12 protein-coding genes are annotated in these 24,204 nt (G+C 38.8%); all 12 read right to left on the reverse strand.

Translation table 11 applies throughout. The annotated features are described in order from the left end of the window. The 12 genes from BUC16_RS00995 to BUC16_RS01050 all read right to left on the reverse strand — a co-directional run bounded on the left by BUC16_RS00995 (position 1) and on the right by BUC16_RS01050 (position 24,203). Positions 1-1,650, reverse strand: coding sequence for a glycoside hydrolase family 28 protein (locus BUC16_RS00995; RefSeq protein WP_073367262.1), 1,650 nt, complete (start codon positions 1,648-1,650; stop codon positions 1-3). Between the two features lie 12 nt (positions 1,651-1,662). After that, entirely contained in the window at positions 1,663-2,655 is a 993-nt protein-coding gene (locus tag BUC16_RS01000) for a pectinesterase family protein (protein WP_073367264.1), read from the reverse strand. Between the two features lie 37 nt (positions 2,656-2,692). Continuing rightward, positions 2,693-3,601 (reverse strand): alpha/beta hydrolase, encoded by a 909-nt coding sequence (locus tag BUC16_RS01005; protein WP_073367266.1) that lies wholly within the window; start codon positions 3,599-3,601, stop codon positions 2,693-2,695. Between the two features lie 220 nt (positions 3,602-3,821). Then, complete coding sequence (locus tag BUC16_RS01010; RefSeq protein ID WP_084546068.1) at positions 3,822-5,843, reverse strand: aceric acid hydrolase; 2,022 nt, start codon at positions 5,841-5,843, stop codon at positions 3,822-3,824. A 116-nt stretch (positions 5,844-5,959) separates the two neighbouring features. Continuing rightward, entirely contained in the window at positions 5,960-8,419 is a 2,460-nt protein-coding gene (locus BUC16_RS01015; protein WP_073367269.1) for a pectate lyase family protein, read from the reverse strand. A 6-nt stretch (positions 8,420-8,425) separates the two neighbouring features. Beyond that, positions 8,426-10,756, reverse strand: coding sequence for a DUF5703 domain-containing protein (locus tag BUC16_RS01020; RefSeq protein ID WP_073367271.1), 2,331 nt, complete (start codon positions 10,754-10,756; stop codon positions 8,426-8,428). 115 nt (positions 10,757-10,871) lie between these two features. Then, entirely contained in the window at positions 10,872-12,305 is a 1,434-nt protein-coding gene (locus tag BUC16_RS01025; RefSeq protein WP_073367272.1) for a sialate O-acetylesterase, read from the reverse strand. Then, positions 12,302-15,715 carry a glycosyl hydrolase gene (locus tag BUC16_RS01030; RefSeq protein WP_073367274.1) on the reverse strand — a complete coding sequence of 1,138 codons (3,414 nt, stop codon included), beginning with the start codon at positions 15,713-15,715 and terminating at the stop codon, positions 12,302-12,304. Before BUC16_RS01030 ends, BUC16_RS01025 begins: the two co-directional genes overlap by 4 nt. Positions 15,716-15,720: 5 nt before the next feature. Next, complete coding sequence (locus BUC16_RS01035) at positions 15,721-18,999, reverse strand: glycoside hydrolase family 2 TIM barrel-domain containing protein (protein WP_073367275.1); 3,279 nt, start codon at positions 18,997-18,999, stop codon at positions 15,721-15,723. Further along, positions 18,999-20,129 carry a glycoside hydrolase family protein gene (locus tag BUC16_RS01040; RefSeq protein WP_073367277.1) on the reverse strand — a complete coding sequence of 377 codons (1,131 nt, stop codon included), beginning with the start codon at positions 20,127-20,129 and terminating at the stop codon, positions 18,999-19,001. The genes BUC16_RS01035 and BUC16_RS01040 overlap by 1 nt, the downstream gene beginning before the upstream one ends. A 238-nt stretch (positions 20,130-20,367) precedes the next feature. Then, positions 20,368-21,975 carry a glycoside hydrolase family protein gene (locus tag BUC16_RS01045; protein WP_244534317.1) on the reverse strand — a complete coding sequence of 536 codons (1,608 nt, stop codon included), beginning with the start codon at positions 21,973-21,975 and terminating at the stop codon, positions 20,368-20,370. Positions 21,976-22,019: 44 nt separating this feature from the next. After that, positions 22,020-24,203 carry an alpha-L-rhamnosidase-related protein gene (locus BUC16_RS01050; protein WP_073367281.1) on the reverse strand — a complete coding sequence of 728 codons (2,184 nt, stop codon included), beginning with the start codon at positions 24,201-24,203 and terminating at the stop codon, positions 22,020-22,022. Position 24,204: the final 1 nt, after the last annotated feature.

A 24,204-nucleotide genomic window follows, 5' to 3' on the forward strand; every position in this document is an offset into this window, starting at 1 on the left:
TTATTTATTAAATTTTAAAGATTTAGCATTTGCCTTATTATTAAAAACAGCTTTTGTCAAACTTTCTGGAAAACTGGAGTTCTTGATAGAAATATTCGACGAATTTTCACCATTAATATTAAATATCGTTCCGGCAGATTGATTGGATTTTATGGCATCAAAAGAAATGTCCTGACTGGTTTCTACATAGACAATTTCTTTTCCAGGCTTGGTTCTCAAATCACAATTTTTCAAATAGATTCCTTTGGCGTCTTTTATTTCAACACCTATATCCGTGTTAAGCACAAGGTTTTCCATATAAATATTATTGACCGGCATTTCTGGAATACCCCTAACAAAAACTCCTTTTTTGGCACCATCACAAACAATATTTTGGATATATATATTCTTGAACACCGGCGTTTCTTCGGTAACTGCAGGAACTACAACTGCTTCATTTGCTTGTGGAGATTTAACCCAGTAATACATGTCAAAGAAGATGGCTTCGCTACCAATATCAACCATATTGATGTTTTTGATAAAGATGTTTTCTACAACGCCACCTCTGCCTCTTGTCGTTTTAAAACGAAGTCCTTTGTCCGTCCCTCTAAAAGTACAATCGTAAACAAAGATGTTTCTTGCTCCGCCAGACATTTCACTACCAATCACAAAACCTCCGTGACCGTTGTAAACAGTATTGTTTCGAATAATCATGTTTTCGGTTGGCATTCCTCTTTTTCTGCCTTCTGCATCTTTTCCGGATTTGATGCAGATGGCATCATCTCCTACGTCAAAAACACAGTTTTCCATCAATACATTTTTGCAAGACTCGATATCGGCGCCATCACCGTTTTGGGCATAATCAGGATTTTTGATAAACAAATCCCTCATTGTCAAATTTTCACACATCAACGGATGCACATTCCAAGCAGGAGAATTTTGAAAAACTACTCCTTCCAACAGTACATTTTTACAGCTCGTAAGCACAATTAAATTAGGTCTTAAAAAATCTTTAATTGGTTCAAAATCTTCCAACTTTACTCCTGGCCCCAACAATGTGGAAGGTTTTTCATAATACGCTTTTTTAGTTTTTTCCGAAGGAAACCACATTTTTTGGTCCTCACTCACGATTCCGCCAGAAGCTACTTTATTTTTCCATTCCCCTTCCGTCAATTTATTTTTTCCAACCATTCGCCAAGCATCGCCATTGCCGTCAATAGTTCCTTTGCCGGTAATGGCTATATTCTGCAAATTAGTTCCCATAATTGGCGATTCATTCTTTGCCGAAGGAACACCCTCGTAATTGCCTTCTATAATTTTATAATCGTCGAAGTTCTTGGAAAACAACAAAAGTGCATTTTTCTTTAAATGCAAATTGACATTACTTTTCAACTTTATTGGCCCAGTCAACCAGAATCCATTTGGAATCAACACGACTCCGCCACCTTTGGCACTACAAGCCGAAATCGCATCGTTAATGGCCTTGGTATTCAATGAAACTCCGTCAGGTTTTGCTCCATATTGGATTATATTGATGGTGTCTTTTTTGAAAACTGGTTCAATAATAACTGGTAAATTATCCCAAGAATAAGGTTTTGTTTGGGCCTTGGCACTCATTCCAATCACACAAAAAAGAAGCAAAAGCAACTCCTTCAAAAATACTTTGTTCATATTCTATTTATTTTAATTTTTAGGATTCCAACCGTTCAACACTTTAAGCAAATCATATTTTTTAAGATCGGATTTTTTTAATTGGTGTGACCAAGAAACTCTTTTGGAAATATCTTGTCCTCCCGCTCCTTTACTGGCGTATTCAGCATAAAAAACCGTTTTTTCCTTGTCGGGAAAATTCTTGTCTCCCTTCCATGGATTCCATCCTTCCGGCAGAATATGCGCTCCCATTTCCGTATTGATGAATACCGTTTGCGCATAAGGTCGCCAAGGTCTTGCCAGAAAAACTTTGTTTACAGTGTCATCCTTTGCCGTAAGTTTACAATCCACAAATACAAACCCATAAGCATCTTGCTGGGTAGTCGATGCAGCAGTAACATACGAATTGGTCAAACTTTCGATAGTGCAGTTATAAAAATATACTGTTGCAGCCCCAAAAATGAAGTCAGTTGTTCCGTTGATATAACAATTTTCGAAATAATTTCTCGTTCCGCCTTTTGCCAAGTACAGGGTGTCTTGATTACCCAAAATCGAGCAATTTTTTACCACCACTCTGTCGCCTTCGGTATGCAATGCCACGGCTTGACCTACTTTACCAGCGGTGTTTTCGATAGTCAAATTTTCTACCGAACAATCGTTTCCTTGAACCAACAAAGTATAAGAAGTATAAGTACTGTATTTTGTGTTTCCTGTTATATCAATTCCCCTGAAAGGTTTTCCAGAATAATCATTGTATGAAATCACGGTTTTTTCTTTGTCCAATCCTTTCAGGGTTATGTTCCTTTTAAAAAAAGGAATAACTACTTTTTCATTGTAAATTCCTGGTTTAATGGCAATTGTTACTCGAATTTCTGCGTGATCTCTAACATTATTTATGGCTTCTTGTATGGTTTTAAAATTACCTGAACCGTCTTGGGCAACGGTTAATTCGAATAAGTTCTCCATAGTTTGTGCTGACAACATGAGTGAACTTAATGACAGAAATAAGGCTAAAAAATGTTTCATAAATTTTTAAATGATTTTTGTGGTTAATTTTTAAGTGTTAGTTTTTCAGGATATTAATTTCCATCAACCATTGCTCACAAAGACTGGTCCATAAATTCGTCGAACCAGGATTATTTCTCAATGCAATGGCGTGACCTCCTTGATTGAATATGTGTAAACTCGAAGGAATTTTGTTTGACAACAAAGCATCATAAAACAATAAACTGTTTTTTGGAGGCACCACTTTATCGTTGAAAGCGTGTGCCATAAAAGTGGGCGGCGTGTAATCGCTTACCTGAAACTGTAGCGAATATTTTTTGAGTAATTTTGCAGATGGATTTGGACCAAGCAAATTTTCCGTGCTTGCCTTGTGTCCCAAAATCCCCATATCGATTACAGGAGAGATTAATATCATAAAATCAGGTTTAAAAGAAAAGGTATCGAATTCATCGCCTACCACAGCAAAATCATCTTTGATTGTTCCCAAACTTGCCGCCAAATGTCCGCCTGCGGAACAACCCATAACACCAATTTTATTCGTGTCAATTTTCCAGGAGGCTGCATTCTTGCGAATAATCCGCATCGCTCTTTCGGCATCTTGCAGCGGTGCTTTCTCTCTTTCTTTGAGGTCGGCTGAAATAGGCAATCGATGCGTCAATACGAAAGCATTTATTCCAATGGTATTGAACCATTTTGCCAATTGAAATCCACTAATATTATACGACAAATGGTGGTAACCTCCACCCGGAATTATCAAAACTGCTGCTCCTTTGTTTTCTTGAATTGAGGTAAAAAAAGCGTGAATACCCGGCATTCCCACCTGCATTGTCCGCTCATTATTGATGCTGTCTTTTACGACCAGTCCTTTGGAATTGGGCATTTTCCCTTTTGTCCAAAGCGGCATAAATTCCTGTGCTTGAATTTGAACTATTGCCAATAGCAACAGAAATGTTATTGTTTTTTTCATTTTTGGTTGGTGGTTAGTTTTAAAATACTTTTTAATAACCTGAATTCGGTTAATAATCCTATTTTTAACAAAAGTATTTTATTAAAGCAATAACGCCTTTCAAATTTTAGTCATTTACTTCCATTTTTTTACTGCCAAATCTATTTTACCGCTATTCCTGTTTGAAAATATTGCAAACAGAACTAAATACATTTCAACTTTGTATTTACGTGACAAAACATTAATGCGACAACCAAACAGACATTTCGCCCTTACCTTTATTTCCCCACGCAAAATAAGGAATCAATTTTATGCTATATTCTTTATTTTCTTTGGTCGAAATGGGTTTGTACAATTTTTTATCCCAAGAATTATCTGAAGTAACAGACGAACTGGCGTTAATAGTTAGTAAATTTCGATTATCAATTTTAATGAAATCAGTGGTGAATTTGGAATTTAGATTTAAAATCACATCATTCACTTTCACATTCACAGGAAGTTCATTCGACTCCAAGCAATACACTATTGGTCCACGTTTTACCGCCACTTGGTTTTTGATTTCTTCCACCAATGGATTGGCCTGCATCAACTCTACCGGCATTGGAATATTCAATTCGATAACATCTCCTTTTTTCCATTTTTGGGCAATTTTTTGGTACGAACCTGAAGCAATAGCTTCATTGATGTTTTTACCATTTACTGAAATTGTAGTTCCCTGACTCCAACCCGGAATTCTCAAGAAAAAAGCTTGTTCGTCTTTGGGAGCTTTCACAATTTTCAAAGTGATTTTTCCGTCCCAAGGATAGTTCGTTTGTTGTTCCACTTCCAATTTTTCGCCGTTTAGCATAACAGTATTCAAGTGATTGCTTCCGTATAAATTGACATACACTCCTTCTTTCGAAAGATTGTAGGCATAATTGCTGATCTCGGCTATGGTTCTTGTCACGTTTGGCGCACAACAATTCGACAAAGCAATATAACCTTCGCGTTCTTTGCTCCATCTTTGCTTGAATGGCAAATCCTTGGAAACATTCAACGGATTGTTGTAAAAGAACTCTTTTCCCTCCAAACTAATTCCCGACAATACACTGTTGTACAAGGCCAACTCCACAACATCGGCATATTTGGCATCTGCGGTAATTTGAAGCATTCTCCAATTCCACAACACGTTTCCGATATTGGCACAAGTTTCAGTATGCGCAGTGGCATTCGGCAATTGAAAAGGTCTTCCATACGCCTGATGAATTTTTTGCACATCGGCAGGATTATACGAAGTTCCGTCTGGAGAAACACCGTCATACAAAGAACCGCAAGCTCCCGTGATGTACATTTTTCGATAAGTCACGTCATCCCAAATGGATTCCAGATTGTCCAATAATTTTTTCTCTCCTGTTTCAGCATATAAATCGGCCACACCAGCATACAAATAATTGGCTCTTACGGCGTGACCCATTGCCGTGGTTTGCTTTCTAAACGGAATTCGATCCTGATTGTCATCTGTTCCGTCATTGGTTGTTCCTCTAATGTCAATTAGATTATTGGCCAATTCCAGGTATTTTGGATTTTTAGTCGTGCGATACATTTCCACAATGCCCATATAATGCGAAGGACAAATGGCATTTCGAGCCAATTCCGGCGATGCTTTTTTATAGAAATCATATAAAAAGTCGGCAACTCCTTTGGCTACATTCAAAAAATTGGTTTTTCCGGTGGCGCGATAATGAATACAGGCGGCAGTCATCAAATGACCCATATTGTATTTCTCGAAACCCAGTTGTTTTTTTACTTCTTCGGGCCCCAAAGTTCCCCAACGTTCGTCGATTAAAACCGGCGTATGCAAATAGCCGTCTTTGCGTTGTGTTTTGGCAAAAAGCGCAATGGCTTTGTCCATTTCAGCATCCAATTTCTTGTCTTTGGTTATGGCATAAGTAGCTGCCATTCCTTCAAAAATCTTGTAAAAATCGCCGTCGTGAAAAGAAGGGCCTTTAAAAGTTCCTTTACTTTCACCAGCGGCAATTTCAAAATTTTTATAGGCGTGCGAAATAGAATCGTTATGATACAAATTCCACATATAAGGCAAGGTGTTTTTGGTTTCCACATCAAATTGTTCTTTCCAAAAACCGTTTGTCCATTGTACATCCTGCAAATTCACGCTTTGCAATTTGGAATAAGGGCTTTCTGAATTGGCCACCAAACCTTTATTCTGCGCCACAAAAGTTGTAGAAAAAAGTAGGGTCGATAATAGAATGAGCTGCTTTTTCATTTTTATGATTTTATTTTAAAAATTTAGTCATAGATTAAAACGTAAAATTCAACCGCAAATTCGCAAATTATTAAAACCTGTTCAAGGTGTTCAATTTGCGAATTTGCGGTAACTTTTTATTTTACAAAAACGTTGATTATACGAGTCATCGTGTCTCCGTCTTTGTCGGTTACGGTTATTTTGAACGAGGCCAATCCTTTTTTGGCTGACGTGAATTCAATCGTTGAACCTTTTGCATCAACTTTTCCGTTGTTAACTTCAGAGAAAGTATATACCGGTTTTTTCTCGTATCCTTTGAAATAATCTTTGGCATCCAAGGTCAATTTTTCACCAGAATTGATAAAAAAGTGAGGTTTTGCCATCCAATCCAAATAATCATCCAATTGGGTAAACCCGTCTTTGTCTTTATCAGAATTGGTGTCTGAAAAATCATTTGCTGCCGAATTCACATTTGACCCTTTGGCTTCTTCCCACCAATTTGGCAATCCATCGTGATCGGTATCCCAATCTGTGGAACGTTTTTCATTTGCGAAATTTGGCCAACCACCGGCATCTTGCTCATTATCTATTAAACCTCCCAAACCGCTTTTGCTTCCTTTGTAGGTAAAAGTTCCTTTCAAGGTTTCATCAACAATTCGAACATCGTGTTTATCAAAAAATGGTTGGTTTGCTCCCACATCCGAAAGCACATCCTTGTAAGCTGCTTCTGCAGTCTGATTGGTTACAAAAGATTCGAAAAATGGTTTTGGCAAAAACACATCATAATCTACAATCGCCTTATTGGATATGGTGAACTTTCTCCCTTTATCTTGATTCTTTTCATTAAAATAACCGGGCATCACGTTTCCATCAAAATAATATTGCTGTTTCCCTTTTCCAACACCTTCAATTTGTGCATTTAACGCCACGAATATTTTAGTTGAAGCACCTGGTTTGTAATAATTATTTGCGAAATTTACTTCACTGGCTCCACCATCCGTGGCACGATGTCCCCAATTGTACACCACATTGTTACGAATATCCAATCTTCCTCCGTAAAAACCATCTCCATTTAAACCACCACCTATACTCCAGTTCCTGCCTTCATTGTGTGCCAATAAATTATGGTGAAAACTACCCACATCACCACCAATGGTAGCGGCATATCCGTGCATTTTTCCTGCCGGATATTTATCGTGACCCGCAATATTTAAAGCTTCTGAAATCAAGGTGCGTTGCAGGGTAATATTGTGTGATCCTCTAGAGCTAAAAGATTCATCGATAGTCCAGCTGATGGAACAGTGGTCAATAATACTATGATTGGCTCCCGTAAGTCCCATTCCGTCAAAAGTGGTTCCGCCTCCAATTCGAACTTTCAAAAATCGGATTACGCCATCATTTCCTGTCAGTCCAACAGGTGCTCTGCTGATAGTAATTCCTTCGCCCGGAGCGGTTTGTCCTGCGATAGTTATATATGGTTGATTGACTACCAATCTTGATTGTAATTTGATATTTCCCGAAACATTGAAAACTATAGTTCTTGACCCAATAGGCTGATCAACGGCATCACGCAAACTACCTGGTCCACTGTCATTCAAATTAGTCACTTCAACCACTTTTCCGCCTCTTCCTCCAACGGCAAAACGACCGTATCCTTCAGCTCCCGGAAAAGCCAATTGTGCCGGTTTGAATGACCAAACTGTTCCCAATGTTGTATTTCCTTTGGCATCCAATTCATCCACACGCCAGTAATAGGTTGTTCCGCTGTACAATTTTCCAAGTTCGAATTGGTTCACGGTTAATTTTCCTTTAAATTCAGGAGATTTTTCGGTAGCATTTGAAACTGCGTTTTTATCGGTTCCATAATAGATTTGGTGTGCCACCGCATCTTTTGCCGATTCCCATTTCAACACCAAATTATTGTCAATCACCACGTGTTCGTCGGCATTTTCAGGCTTTGGCGTATGCGATTGCTTTTTCAAATTTGGCGTGTCAATTTCAAATCCGTTGATTACCATTTGTTGGATAAAGTCGGTTGATTTTGCATCCAATTCGAAACGAATCACCACGTCCTTGTTTGCTTCAGCATTAAAAACAATATAAGCTGTCGCGGTTTCTATTTTGGAATTGGAACGATTACTTGGTGTAACGGTTTCTGCCAATTTATCATTCACGAAAATTTTTACGGGTGCAAATGTTTTTCCTTCGATTTTGTCAAAAGTATTGTGAAAAGTCAACAACGAGTGTTGTCCCGCTTTCAGCCCACTGATAACCAATTCCAAATTTTCGGCCGTAGCCAAACCATCGCTCGCCAATTTACTGTAAAAAGGTGCACTCATCCCCACCTTGTACCATTTCGAATTGAAATTTCCTTTCAATTTGAACGTTAGGTTATTGAAAGATTTCTCGGCTTGCTTTTGTTCGCTTATCGGCCAAGAATTATAATTGGTGTCGTTTACTTCTTCCACTCTTCGTTGCGAAAAATCGAAATCGACTTTCACGATTTGTTTTTCAGTCCCACTTTTTAATGATTGTGCTTGTGCATTTACGGCCAAAACAGCCGACAAAACCAAACCACTTACTAATCCCTTCATCATCTTGTTTTATTTTAAATTTATTTTTTCTGCCCCTGATTTGCCAAGCAGGTTAATGACATCCTTTTTTCTTTCTTCGGGAACCACTTTCAGCACTTTCAAAGCCCCGTTATTCAATTCGACTTCCACCGTCGTGTTTTGTGTGGCGTGCAACTTGAAATGCACATTCCAGTCTTTTGGCCAAGCCGGAAACAGGTATATTTTTCCATCAGCTTCCTGCAAAAGCATTTCCTGCATGCCAATCATCCCCGAACCGCCCCAGTTATGGTCCGGAACCCAATCGAATCCTGGTCCCCAAAACGCTGGAAATCTTCGGTCGGAATTGGCCATTTTCAAGGTATTGTATTTCGCTGCCGCTGCTGTTAATCCCAAACGCGCCGCGAAAATATTGTCCTGTTTCCAACCGACATGGCTTCTAAATTTGATGGCATCGGTATCGTATTTCCATGTATTCAAGGCCGTTTCCAAATCCGGTTTTCCAATGCCGTAAATTCCCCACGGATAAACAGGATACAACTGTGGCACTTCGGAATTGTTGATACGTTCCCAAGATTTGGCCGGAGCCAATGTTTTATGTCCGTCAAAAGTCCCGAAATTCAAAGGCGGAATTCGAGTTTGAAATCCTTTCAAATAATCTGCTTCTTCTTTGGACAACTGTTTCTCCGAAAGGTTTAAAAGCTTTTCCGTAATTACAGTCAAAGCGGAAATGGTGCTGTTGGCATTATTCGCCATTTTGTAGGTTTCGGCTCCCGAACCCGGAAAAAGAATCAGTTTTCCTTCTCCATCCAATGCTTTTCTACCTCTGTTTTTAGCCAAATATTGATAATGTTCATCAAAAAATCGAAGGCAACTGATAATAAACGAATTGTATTTCCCGATGTCTTCGCCGGCATATTCTTTCTGTTGCAGCATCATTTGACAAAACTCAAAAACCGTGTCCCATTCGTATTCCAGCCAGGAATTGTATTCCATTCCGGGATCGTAATCGGCAGGGCGTTTCCATTCGTATTCGGCAGGATTGGGCAAGCCAAAATTTTCCAATTGTTCAACAAAAGATGCTCCGCCGTGTTTCCAATAGACCTGCGAACGCAATTCGGCGTTTTTTTGCAAGCCCAAATAATAATCCAATTGCGATTTCATCATGTCAAAATCACCGCTTTTCACCATCGGAAAATAAACCAGTCGCTGATTTTGAGCCGTCATTGTTCCTCCTCCCCAATTCCTGAAATCGGGCGTAAAATTCAAGTCGGGATTGGTGAAAACGGGATCGACCGTAAAAAGTCCGCCGTTGAATTTGGTTGGATATTTTCCATACGCATTGCAACCCAGCATATAGCGAAACAATTGATAATTTTGCCCGATTTGATAGACTGAATCCTTCGCCTTAGAACTACTTTTCTGCGTATGAATAAAACTACGATTCCAGAAGTTATTCCACCATTTTATTGTGTTTTTCTCTGCCTGTTCTACTCTTCCCTTATTTGCAGCAATCAAAATTTTCAAACCGTTATTCCAAGTATTAAAATCAAATTGGCTGGTATTTAGATAAATTTCCAGCGACTGTTTTTTTGAAGGTTTTATACTCGTTAAATTAAAACCTTTAAAATCCGTATCCTGATATTTTCCAAGGTAAGTTCCGTCTGGTTTTAAATTGTTGCCTTTCATAAATCCTCCGAACGTCAAATCCACAATCGGGTTCATCATTTGGTCTTTTACCGATTCCATTTCTTGCTGTTTTACCGCCACGTCAAAAACGGTTTGTTCACGGTTTCGGTGGTAAAACTTGACTCCGTTATTTTCAAAATCAATCGAATCTTTAAAAGTTACAATATCACCCTGAGGAGCCCATTTATAAGAATTGGCATTATTGGCCTTTCCTTTGGAATCACGGTTTTTGTAACGCCAACTTTCATACGAAGCCGTCATTTTCAGCGGATTTTCACTTTCTAAATCCAAATGGATTATCGGCTTGAAAACATCAACCCAAAGCTTGATTTTGGCATCGTTTTGACCTACCAAAATATAGCCTTCTTTCAGTTTCAATTCCTGATAAAAACCTTCTTTTCCTTCAAAAGGATTTGGACTTAAAGTAACTTTTACGCGCCCTAATTTCAACAAAGTATTGTGTTCGTCGAAAGTTCCTGAACGCGAAAAATAAAAATACAAATCGCCTTTTTCAACCCAAACATTCAAGCCAATATCGCCACCTCCCAACGGCATCGATTCTGAGGAATTGTTACTTTGCGTATTCCAAATTTGGTTGTAATTGTCAAGCACGGGAATTTGCGCCTTGACTAAAAGCGAGGAAAAGAGAAAAAATAGAATTATTGTATTTTTCATTTTTTATGTTTTCCTGCAAGGTCTTTTTCTGACCTTGTAGGTATTTATAATCTCATCTGGGTTTCAAACCAATTAATACCTACAAGGTTTTAAAAACCTTGCAGGAAAGCTAATATTACCATTCATCCGTCCTGAAAGACGAAACCGGCAATCCGCCCGTGCTAAACAATTCGGCTTTCATAAAATCTTTAAACAAATATCGAACCGCAATTGGTTTAGTCACTTTATCCGATGTCAACACTACCGATTTTCTTCGTACTTCGGCTTTGGCAGGATAAAAAACCTTGTCTTCTCCGGCGATTTCAAAACCAGTCACTTCTTTTCCGTAAGCCGTAATTCCGTTCGGTGCATCGTCGAAAGAGACTGTTACGGAATTGTCTTTTATTTCCAAAGCTTTATATTTTGGACTTTCAAATTCGAAGCCTTCCACACCATAGGTTTTGGCCAAAGCCAAATAAGCCAATCGGTTCCCCCCTTTTTCTTTGTCCATTGGATGAATGTTGTTTTCTTCGCCAACATCCATCAAAACCGCCATTGCCGAATTCGGAATTTCCTTTGAAGCTTTCAGTTGCGCTTCTCTCAAATAAGCAGAATTGTATTTCTCCAAATTATCTTTTGGATGAAATTGTGCATAGTTAAACGGGGCAATTTGTGCATAGTAAAAAGGAAAATCGCCTTGTTTCCACAAGCCTCTCCAACTGCTGACCATCTTTTTCATCAAAGCCGTATATTCCGAAGCTCGTTCGTAATTCGATTCGCCCTGATACCAGATACAGCCTTTGATTCCGTAACCAATCACGGGTGAAAGCATTCCGTTAAACAAAGTTGAAGGAACACGATTCGGATCTTTTGCCAAATCTTCTTTTGTAGTCGGGATTTTGGCACTCGCGAAGTCTTTCAACATTTCCTGATTCATCCAAGCTTCCATACTTGAACCACCATACGAAACGTGAATCAACCCAACCGGAACTTGTAAAATTTCCTGCAAAAGCGAACCAAAATACCAAGCCGTTGCACTAAAATTTGCCGTTGATTTTGGTGATGCCATTTCCCATTTCCCTTCAAAATCCTCCAAAGGTTCAAGAACCGTAGCTCTTGGAATCGTGATCAAACGAATGTTTTTGTTGGCTGATCTAACGATAATTTCGTTTCCGTTTTTAACAGGCTGTCCCGGAAAACCTTTCAAAGGCATTTCCATATTGGACTGACCGGAACATAACCAAACTTCACCAATCAGTACATTTTTCACAACTACTTTTTCGTTTCCTTCCGAAATTTCAATTGTAAATGGCCCTCCAAAAGATGGAGTCTGCAATTCTGTTTTCCATTTTCCAGAATTATCTGCTTTTACTTTGTAAGTCTTGGAATCCCAAGATGTTTTTATCGTAACATTTGCATTGGTTGAAGCCCAACCCCACATTGGTGTATTCGACTTTTGTTGCAACATCATATTGTCCGTAAACAATGCCGGTAATTTGATTTTTGCATTGATTTGGAAGCTTGCTAAAAGCAAAAAAATCGCAACAATATAGTTTCTAAAATGTATCATTTCTTTTCTGTTTTTTCTTTTACAATGGTCACCGGCCCCAATAATCCCGCTTTCAGCAATGGATTTCCTTCCAATCTAAAAGGAGCCGTTGTCCAGGTTAATTTTTCCTCTTTTGGTAATTTCTGGTCGCCTATCAATCGGTTTGCCCAGGTATTTGTTATTTTTATAACGATGGTGTTTTTACCTTTTTTCAATGCGTTCGAAATGTCCACTTTATAAGGAAAAGTCCAAAGTGTTCCGCAGTCTTTGCCGTTGATGCTTACCTCGGCAATATTGGCAATTGTGCCTAAATCCAACCAAATTTTATCTCCGGTTTTTCCTTTCCAAACCAATTCTTTTTGATAAGATGCCGTGCCCGAATAATATTTTATACTGTCATTTTCTGAACTGCTCCAATCGAAAAGTTTGCTAATTTTTACGATATCCTTCGGACCTTTAAATTCAGGGTCAAATCGCAGTTCCCAATTCTCGTCCAAAGTCTGAACGTTTTCAAATTCTATACCTTTTTGATTTTCTTTTGCGAGAACTTCTGTTGTTTCGTCTTTAAAAATCACAAAACCGGATTCATTTGCTTCTAAATTTATCCAAACAATTGTTCTCCCCTTTTCGATTTTCCAATTAGCTAAAGCCGATGTTTTATCGGTAACGGGATTGTACCAAACCGGAATTTTTCCGCCTATTCTGAAAGAAGCTTCAAAAAATCGTTTTTCCTCTTTTTGGTTGGAAAGAAAGTAAACATCTTCGGTTTCCGATTTTCGGTGTGTCCAAGCAATTGCTTCTGAATCGGCACGGTTTAATTTTGGAAAATAAACATCTTGGTGAATTCCTATCGACGCAAAATCATTTCCCAAAAAAGGCAACTTAATTATCGTTCCTTTTCCGATTTTCCAAGAAGTTGCATTCGAGTTATTACTCCAAATTTCGTCTATTGTATTTTGCCAACTTTTATGATCCACTTCAGAATACATTCCCGGTTGCAAATTCGGTTTTTCATCAATAAAAATGGTTGCTCCGTCTTTTACCAATTCCAATATTTTTTTGGCAACAGCCAAAGAAATCATTTTATTAGGCGCCATTTTATGACTTCCTGGAAACAATAAAGCACTATATTCAATACTGTTGCTAAAAATCACTTTTCCGCTTTCAACTTTGGTATTATTCAATAAAACATCGGCATTGAAAGAATCGTATTGATAGCCATTTAATGGATTTACCCATTGTGACAAATCGGTTATATTTTTGGAATAGGTAACTTCTTTCGGCATTTTTGCAGTTGGTTGGCCTTCATTTTCCAATCGTAATTTTTCGCTTTCCAGTCTTTCTTTTCCAAACACATTAGGAATAAACGGCACCAAACGATCCGGCACAAAAGAACGTGATGGAAAATCTTCACCAATAAAAACCGCAAAATCAATTACAGGTTTTCCTTTTTGCAACTGAAACTGTACTCTTTGACAATAATCAAACCACGCTTTTCCGGGTTTCCACCAGGTTTGGTCTCTTTGGAAAAAAGTTCCAATATCGTCTAAAGTCATTCCCGGTTTTCTATCCGTCCACGGATTATGTACAAAAACGTGGTAAAACAATCGGTTGATTCCTAAAGCGTAATTGCGATCTGCCGTTGTTTTTAGATTTCCAGGATGTTCGTCCCAATCCATACGCAGAGCGGTAAAAGATTCTGCCTGAATAATATCTTTCCCATAAATATGTCCGCCCGAAATGGCATCGACCATATCAAAAGGTTTGTCGTGTGTTGGGCTTTTCAGCCAAAATTCACCACCTGGATAATCGACATATTTATAATGCAGCAAAGCATCACTCATCATTGTTGGCGCGACATTTTCTGAACTTAATTTTACATTGTTTTCTTTGGCAATTTGAGCCACGGTTCCGTAAAAATTATCGGCTACCAAATCGGCAATTGTTTTACGAACATCATATAAAACTTTCTCCGAAACTGTAGCGCTTTCTACTGGAATTCCAGCCATCACAGGCAAATAATCTACAAGATTATAACCGCGTCTTTTTTGAAATTCAGCCAGAAAAACAGAAGACCAATTTTGGCTTCCACATTCCCAACTATCAAAATGCAGGATTTCCAAAACTTTTGAAGCCAGTTCAGGTCCGACAGTGCGAATCATTTCGCCAAACCAATGATCGAGTTGAAAACGAATTAATTCGGGATTGAATTTATCTACTTCCAAACCTTTTCCTGCTCCACCTGTAGCATTTTCGTGTCCAGTAGAAGTGTGTCCCATTCGGATAATTTTCCATTTTCCTTTGGGTGCTTTCCAATTCAAATTTCCGTTGGCATCAACCCATTTCGAAATATTAATGATTTCCGATTTCTTGAAAGATTCAGAATTCGGAATTTGTTTCGCAGAAGTTTCTGGACTCAAACGCCAGATTACTCCTGATTTTCCTTCATAATTATCAATTAATGCCTGATTGGAGAGGGTAATTTTACTCACTTTCAGATTTTGTTTCCATTTGGCAAAATCCAAATCTTCGGCACCAGGTTCAGTACCAACCGGATCATAAACAAATCTGAAATATTTTGCGGTAACCGGCGCAATTGTATGTGTGTGAGGATAATCCATGTCCTGCCAACCGTGACGCGGAGCAATCATTCTTTCGTGAAATTTAAAATGAATTCCGTCATCGCTAACTTCCACAATCAAGCGTTGCGCCTGAAAATCCCTTCCTTTAGTCTCAATCACGATTGATTTACAGCTAAAGGGCTTGTCAAATTCATATTGAATCCAACCTTTTTCGGCAAACCTGAAGTTGTCATCCTTTTTAGGATCGGCCAAAAATGATGCGTCTGTATTTGTTGAAGTGGTAACTTTAGGCAGTTGAATTTGTGAACTGGTTTGAAACTCTTTAATTGGAATTGCAAAAGTAGCGATGTCTTTATAATACTCTTTGTAATGCTCCGGAACAGGAAGTTTTGAAGTAATTGTTTTTCCTCCAGAAATTTCAGATGTTGACCAAACTACTTTTTGCATTGACATTTCGGGCGTAATCCAAGGTCCGCCTGCAACGGCAAAACCATCGGCTCCGTGAAAAGCAATTTTCAATCCTAAACGTTCTGCTTCTTTAAAAGCCCAATGTACCAAATCCCAAAATTCGGGAGTCAATTGCAAAACCGGTGGATCTATTAATGGCGGATTTGCCGGACCTTTAATGGTCATCAAATACGCACCAGCAATTCCAGCTTGTTTCATTGCTTCCAAATCAGCCGTAATTCCAGGTTTGGAATAAGCCGATTTCATCCAATACCAATACACCCAAGGTTTTGAGGATTCAATTGTTGGATGAAACAAGGCATTTTCTTTTTTAGGTTTTTCTTGTGCAGAAAGAAATCCCGCAAGAAGTAAAATAAAAAAGAAGATTTTTTTGTTGAACATTATGACTAATATTTAAACTTCTTCAAACTGCTTTCCAATTCGTTTTTCGCCCCCGTAAAAGGAACCAAATAAAAACTATACTGATAATCTCCCGACTTAATTTGATATTGTTCTATAGGTTGTGCCACGGGCGACCAACTGTCATTTCCACCCACTCCCATCTGAATCAAATCAATATTCACGGTCAAAAATCCGGGATCTTTTAAGTCATAAGTATGTGTGGCACCGCTTAAATTTTCCTGCGTATAAGGCCACGCACTCATACTTAAAACTTTGGCATCATTGACAACCAAAAATCCTTTATTTTTCTGGGGAGTTGTCATAGCCATCCATCTCACTTCTGTTCTGTTTCCGTTTTCTTGTGGTTTTACGTAATGCTCTATAAAATCATTAATTGGCAACGAATATTTTCCAACAAATGATCCAAAACTTCTGTCGCTATAATTCTCCAATTCTCCTTTTCCGTACCATGAAATTTGGTCAAACTTTCTTTGAACGCCCATTTGCATTCCAATTTTCGGAATGTTTGGTAATTTATTAGAAGCTTTCAAACTGTAATCCACTTTTATCGTTCCGTCCGGTTTGATGTTGTACACCACGGTTACATTGGCACTGTCCTTAATTATTTCGTAATCGCTGATGATTTTGATCTCCGAACTTGACTTGTCCATTTTGATATTGGTCAATTTGGGAATAGCTTTATACCATTGTTTCAAAACCTTTTGCGACTTCCATCCTCTTTTGTCGTTGTCCGTAAGCGGTCTAACAAAATTAGGGAGTAATGGCGAAAATATTTGCTCTTCTCCATTGAAAATATACGAACTCAAAGCACCGTTTACTTTACTGATATTGATGTCGAACGATTTTCCTTTGATTTTAAATTCCGAATCCGATTCGGAAACATTTGCCGTTCCTGATTTTTTAGATTCAGTAATTGCTCCTTTCTTTTTCAACAAAAATTGATCTTCTGCAACCGAATACCCTTTAGAAGCCCAAAGTTCCTCTTTCGAAAGTTGGAATTCAATATTCAAAATATATTCTGCATCCGCTTTCATTTTTGGCAAATATTGATTGACATTTAAAGTTGTCGATTGTCCCGCTTCTAAATTGAATGATTTTAGAATCTGCGTTTTGATAATGTTTCCATTTTCCAATATTTTTAAAACTGGAATATAATCTGCCAAAGATTTAACCGCCTGACGATTTTTGATTTCCAATTGAGAACCGTCTTTTAAAGTGGAAACAACAGGCTGATAGACCCATTTATTTTCATAAAGCGAACCTTTTGGTTTTCCGTTAGAATCAACAATTCCTTTGGTATTGAAATTTCCGTCGTGGTATTTTTCGCCAAAATCCCCACCGTGGGCAAAATAATTCTGACCCGATCTGGAATCGAATTTTACCAATCCCTGATCTTTAAATTCCCAGATACAGCCTCCAATAACTCTTGGAAGCGAACGGAATTCATCCCATAATTCTTTTAGATTTCCAACTGAATTCCCCATAGCGTGCGAGTATTCCACGAAAATAATTGGTCGGGTATCTTTCTTTTGATCCACCAAAAATTTCGGAGTGAAAACGCCTGGGTAAAATCGGCTGACCATATCGACATACGAATCATCCTGCGGGTTTTCGAATCGGTAGGCGTGGTCGATTGTTTTTGGATATCCCTTATCCAGCGGATCGATATAACCGTCTAATTTTGCATTTCCTTGCGCCGGTTCGTAATGCACCGGACGCGTAATGTCGAAATCGTGAACCCAACCCGACATTGCGGAATGATTGGGTCCTTTTCCGCCTTCGTTACCCAAACTCCACATCACCACCGATGGGTGGTTTTTATCTCTTTCGACCATTCGGGTCATACGCTCCAAATAAGCGTTAGTCCATTTTGGATCGTTGCTCAATTTTCCGCCAATTCCGTGAGTTTCCTGATTCGCTTCGTCCATTACCATAATTCCGTATTGGTCGCATAATTCATAAAAATACGGATCGTTTGGATAGTGGCTGGTACGTATGAAGTTGAAATTATATTTCTTGATTGTCGTAATATCTTGTTTGATATCTTCTCTGGTTACCGCTTTTCCACGAGTTGGATGATGGTCGTGACGATTCACGCCATACACATAAGTCTCTTTCCCGTTGATTAACATCTTGCCATTTTCTTTCGAAAATTCAATCGAACGGAAACCAACTTTACAGCTTTTGGCTTCGGTGATGTTGCCGTTTTTATCTTTTATCGAAACTACCAAAGTGTATAAGTTTGGTTCTTCTGAACTCCATTTTTTTGGATTTTTGATGGTTTCCTGAAAGAATCCAAAACGAACATTGTCCAGACGAGGGTAACTTTCGTTGATTAAATCAATCACCGGTCTTTGAAGCGGTTCTTTGAACATCGCCTTATTATTGGCATCATAAAGTTGGACATTCATCGTGTAATCCTTGATTTTTTCACCAGTCAGATTCTCCACTTTTGGACGCAGTTTGAAAATCGCGTCTTTGTATTCTTTATCCAATTTGGTTTGAACAAAGAAATCCTGAATGCGTAATTTCGGCTCAGCCATAATGAAGACTTCACGCTGGATTCCACTCATTCGCCAATGATCTTGATCTTCGAGATACGAACCATCTGCCCAGCGAATCACTTGAACTGAAACCACATTTTCTCCTTCTTTCAAATAAGGTGTAATATCAAATTCCGATGGCAAACAACTGTCTTCTCCATAACCCAAAAATTCTCCGTTCAGCCAAACTTGGAAACCTGAACTTACTCCACCAAAATGCAAAGTCACAGTCATGTCTTTCCAGTTTGCAGGAACAGTAAAACTGTGTTGGTAGGAACCAATCCCGTTGTAATCTTTAGGAATGTAAGGTGGATTTATTGGTCTAAACGGATAAACGGCACTTTTGTAAATCGGATTATCGTAACCTTTCATTTCCCAGTTGGAAGGGACTTCTATTTTATCCCAGCCTGATACGGTGGTTTTATAAAAATCTTTCGATGCTTCTTTTAAATTTACCGCATATTTGAAATTCCAATCACCATTCAGCATTTGGATTCGGCTTTTGGTTCTGTCTCCTTTTAAGGCATCTTCGATATTGGCATACGAATAAGCAGTTGCTCTCGAGGGCTGTCTATTAATGCTTGTAACTGTTGGATCTTCCCAAGGGGCAAATTCATATTTTTTATGTAATTCAGGAATCCCAGCAGGCTCACCTGTAACGGATTGCGCTTGGACAGTTATTCCAAACAGGACAAAAAATAGTACCTTAAAATTATTCATTATTTCTTCTCTTTTTTCTCTGGCGGAGCCACAAAATTCGTTTCACTTTTACCTAAATCTTTCGAAGTCGCTACCGCAATTCCTCTTTGCTCTGCTTTATTCACTGCGCAGTAAAAATGATATACCACGCCATCGTGTTTTACTACAAATGATTTGTGCGCAAACATATTATCATACGGTTCTGATGACTGAATTAAATTGTCTCCTTTCCAATCTTTCCAATGAATTAAATCGTTCGATACAGCAAAACGGTTGAAAGCGCCTTGATCCCAACCCGTCCAAAAAGCTCCGAAGTAAAACATCACCCAGGTATCATTGATTCGTTGAATGTAAGCATCGCCCGTGATTCCTCTATGGTTATTCAAAACTGGATTTTTCCCGAACCGTTTCCAGGTTTTCATATCGTCTGAAACGGCCATTCCAATTCTTTCTGCGCCTTTTTGCGGTTTCAAACTGTCGCCTCGGGCATTGTAATACATCACAAAATTGTGTCCCGTCAATTTCTCTTTGTCACGAATGACGCTGTTTTTGTACATTGTACTGTTGTCCCACCAGCTTACGTCTTTGTCTTTTGGTGTTAAAACCGGATTTTCCAATCTCTGAAATTCGTGAGGCTTTGTCGGTGCTTCTTTGGTATAAGCCATTCCGATTGACAACACTCCGGCTTCGTAGCCTTTGCTGTCACCACCAAAATAACTCATCCAGTATTTGTCATCGTATTTTTCCCATTCGTAGCTTCCACCCCAGGTTGGGTCTTGTAGTGAAATATATCCGGCTTTTTGGTTCACGTCCCAGTGCTTTTCGTTTTCCGAGAAGGACATTACTTTTCCTAAATGTTTCCAATGCAATAAATCATCGCTTTCGGCCAGCCAGGTTTCGTATCCTCTTCCGTCATAAATCAAATAGGTCATATACCATTTTCCGTCTTTTCTGAAAACACTCGGGCAATCCATTTTATAAGAGTTGTCCGTTGGCACCATTACCAAACCGTATTTGTAAGGCGTTTTGATTTCGTTGTAAATCTCCTGCATTACGGTTTCGTTGATTTCTCTTTTTTTGTATTTGGTGGCGCAACTTGCTGTCAGCAAAGCTGTGATTCCAAGTACGAGATATTGTATTGTGTTTTTCATTTCAATTAATTTGCTTCAATTATTAGGCCACAGATGACACTGATTGAACTGATTTTCGCGGATTTCTTATTTTTTATACGATATAAAATCTGCCGAATCTGCTAAATCTGCGTGCTAATTTTTTCTCTTTTTTGGCACGCAGATTTAAAAAGATTTTGGCAGATTTTAAAATTAAATAATCTGTGTCAATCCGTTTAATCCGTTTAATCCGTTTAATCCGCGTAATCCGTGGGCAATTTTACTTTAGCTCTTTCAACTTCGATTCCATTACGTCTTTGTTCAGTTTTACTTTTACCATTCCTGTGGGATGAAATCTTCTTTTCAGATCGATGGCGTTGTACACGATGGTGTAAACATCATTTCCTTCGGGGATCAAACAAAGCGGTGTTCGCATAATATCCCACCATTTATCGACTTTGGTTTCTATGGGCAGATAACGTGCTTCTCCCCAATTGATTCCGTCTTTTGAAAGTGAATATCCAATCATATTCGGTAAATGATGTCCCCAGCCTTCCGGACCTCCGTCAAAAATGGCGATGTACAAACCGTTTGGCAACTGGCTCACAATCGGATTTTCGACAAATTGCGGATGGATCGTTTTTATCGGTTCCAGACCTTTGTTTAATCGTTTCCACGGACCTTCCAGACTATTGGATTCTGCCAAAGCAACGAACCAGCCTTTTCCTGATTTCTTCGGATAATCGGCCCAAGAGGCAAATGGATAGGCACCGCTGTAAAAGCCAAAATATTTTTCGCCGACTTTATACGGAAAAAAGGAAGCCACTCCCTGACGACCTTCCCAAGGCTGGGAATCCAAACCAGGTTCCATAATAATGCCCATATCTTTGTAAGGTCCGCCAATTCCGTTGATGCCGTCAACAGTCGATTCGCAACGCCAAATTCTTCCGAAAGAATGATTAGGTTCGATTTCTTTGTGAACGGTGTAAGCCAAATAATAGCCGTACCATTTGTTTGCTTTTTCGTTGAAAACCGGCATGTACGACCAGATTGCCGAACGTCGGTCGTTCATAGGATTATCGTCTTCGGTAACGGCATACACTCCGCTGGCCTGATAAATTGTCGATTCTCTTTTCCAGTGAATGGCATCTTTACTGGTCCAGTGTCCAATTTTGGTTTTTACACGGTCGTAATAATAAGGAACACCTTTTTCTCCCGCTCTTTCGGTTGGAAACATATGATAAGTCTCTCCAACTTTTACCACTCTTCCGCCTTCAAAACCACCCTGAATATCTTCTGTTCCGGGCATTCCTTCATCGATCACCGCTTTATTTTCTCCGCCGATGATTTCGAAAAGCGGTTTCTCATCCGAGAATCCTTCAATGATGTAAGGCATATTCCATAATTTTCCGTCCAATAATTGGGCATTACGGGAAACTATTGGTTGATTGTTTTTGATTACTCCTAAAACGGCGAACAAGCCTTTCCCTTCGGGATTGATAATTTGAGTTCCTTTTGGATAAGAAATCGCATATACATTTACAGGTGGCAAACCCGTGATGGTAACCCCGTTTTCCAGAACTAATTTGGCATTGTTTAATTGGCGGTAATCTGAATTATTTTTTTCTTGAAAAATTCCTATCAGCACTTGAACCGGCTCCTTGAATTTTAATTGTAATGGAGCATTCGTTCCTTTTTTGTAAGCATCCAAAGGAAGTTCAACTCCTGTCAACCCTTGCAATTCGGTTGCAAAACCTACAATATTGTGCTTGCTACCCGAAAATACGTGGGCATATTGAGTTGTTTTGAATGTTTTGTAATTGGATTTTACCACTTCAAAAGAAGCGGGTTGCCAAGCTGAGTTTTGAGCTGAAAGTTGAAAGCTCAAAAAGACCAATATTAGATAATAAATATGTTTACTTTTTTGAATCATTATTTAACTGCTTTATAACTTACTTTGTATTCCACATTCGGTTTTACGGTCAATTGGTATTTATTTTTTGCCAATTCCGTGATCGTTCCTGAACTTGCTTTCGGTTTGCTTGAACTTTCGAAAACCAATTTTCCTTCGCCTTCGGAAGCTTTTACCTTGATTTCTTTTGTACTACAATATACGATAACTTCTCCGTTTGGCGTTGGCACTTTTCCTTCCATCCATTGCTGTCCGCCTAAATTCGGTTTGATTTCATATTCAGCATAACCCGGAGCAGTAGGTTTTACGCCCAAATAATATTTCCCCAGCAAATAAATTGGGCTGGAACCCCAGGCGTGGCAAAGACTTTTTCCATAAGGGCGTCCGTACATCGCTAAATGTTCTGTTCCTTTTTTGGTTGGATTGTATTCTTCCCAGAAAGAAGTAGCACCTTCTTTTAACATTCCTCCCCAATAGTCTTTCATTTCTTTCAACACATAATCTTGTTCGCCCATGGCACACAAGGCTTCCAACTCGTAAAAACGCATATAGGGTGTCGTGATTTGAAGAATATCTTTATTGAGCAACACTTTGTTTTTTATACTTTGTTTTTGTTCTTCATTAAAGTAATTGAAAAAAATACCAAACATATTGGCATATCTAGTTACAATATCTTGCATTTTACCGTCTATACGTTGGTGTTTCATAACGTTTTCTTTCTTATCCCAAAAGACATCAAATAATTTTGCTTTTAAATCAACAGCTAATTTTTGATACTCTTTTTGATCTTCCTTTTCACCCGCAATTTCGGCACTAACTGCCATGGCTTCTAAACTTCTGGCTAAAAGCATTTGTTCAAAACTCACCTCGCCGGTTTTTGGTAATCCGTTCGCCCAATCAATAAAAACCCAATCGCCTTCCAATGGTTCCAGGAATCCGTTCTTGTTTCTTCTTTCCAAGCAGAATTCCATAAGTGATTTCATTCGTGGATAAAAAGTTTTGATAAATTTCGTGTCGCCCGTGTGCAAATAGTAATCGTAAACTCCCACAAACCAATACAGCGAATAATCCATAATGATATTTACGTGAGCCGTCACAGGTTCTTTACCACGCAGCGCCAACAGCGTTCGTTCCACGGAAGCCGAATCAAAGAATAAATAATAATTCATTAAATAACTTTGGTAAGCGTCGCCGGACCAAACCCAACGGTCGCGTTTAATTCCGTCTATAAAAAATTCACGGGATGTTAAATGCATCGTGTAAGCCGACACATCCCAAATTTTGTTCAATTCCTGGTCCGAAGACTTGAATGCACCACGATAGTCCAATGGCAAATATTCATAAAGCATCGAAATGGAATCATATTTTACCGTTGGATCTGCTTGTACCTGAACATAACGGAATGCTTTGGAACCATTATGTGTGTAGATTTCCGGCTGGTTTCCATCAAAAGATAAATGATCCAATGTTTCGCATTTGGCAGTATCCAACGCTTCCTCACGAGATTCGCCATAATAAAGTGCCACTTTTCCTTTTCCTTTTAAACCGTGAATTTTAATGTAACCAAAAGTTTCTTTACCAAAATCTACCAACTGACCCGCTCCGATTTTTTCTGTTTTTTTGGCGTTCCAGGGCGTGGTTGTCAGTTTAAATCCGGAAGGTTTATTTGCTGGCGCATCAAAATTCCAGGAACCAACAGGCACCCACGGCGTGCCTGATTGCTGTGCTTTCCCATTTTCATCAATCCAAAGTTTATCTTCGTTGGTCACCTTCCAAGAGGCATCAGATTTAACATACTTACCAGCAATATAAATAGCGGGCAACACTTCCTGATTATATACTTTGAAGGAAATTTTGTGTTTCCCGGCAGGAACTTTTATTGATTTAGGTTGCCCATAAACCTGAACACCATCTAAAATTAATTGAAAAGATCCTTCCGAATAGATTTTTACCTCGTCTGGTGCTGGAATATCTACTTCTGTTTGAAAAGTTACCAAGGCATAAGGACTGTAATATTGCCAAAGCGGTGGAAATACTGCTTCGCGATCTGTACGTCTTACCTGCATTTTATTGCTTAACCAAACTTCGAAATCACCTGGATAATAAATCCAGGTTTGTGCAAACGAACTTTCGGATAAAAAGAACAAAGCACAAATGCAGACAACTGCTTTAAAATTCTGACGTAAAGAAGAAAATGTGTTCATA

Origin of the sequence: Flavobacterium fluvii, from assembly GCF_900129545.1 — a bacterium.
In the GTDB taxonomy this organism is placed as follows: domain Bacteria; phylum Bacteroidota; class Bacteroidia; order Flavobacteriales; family Flavobacteriaceae; genus Flavobacterium; species Flavobacterium fluvii.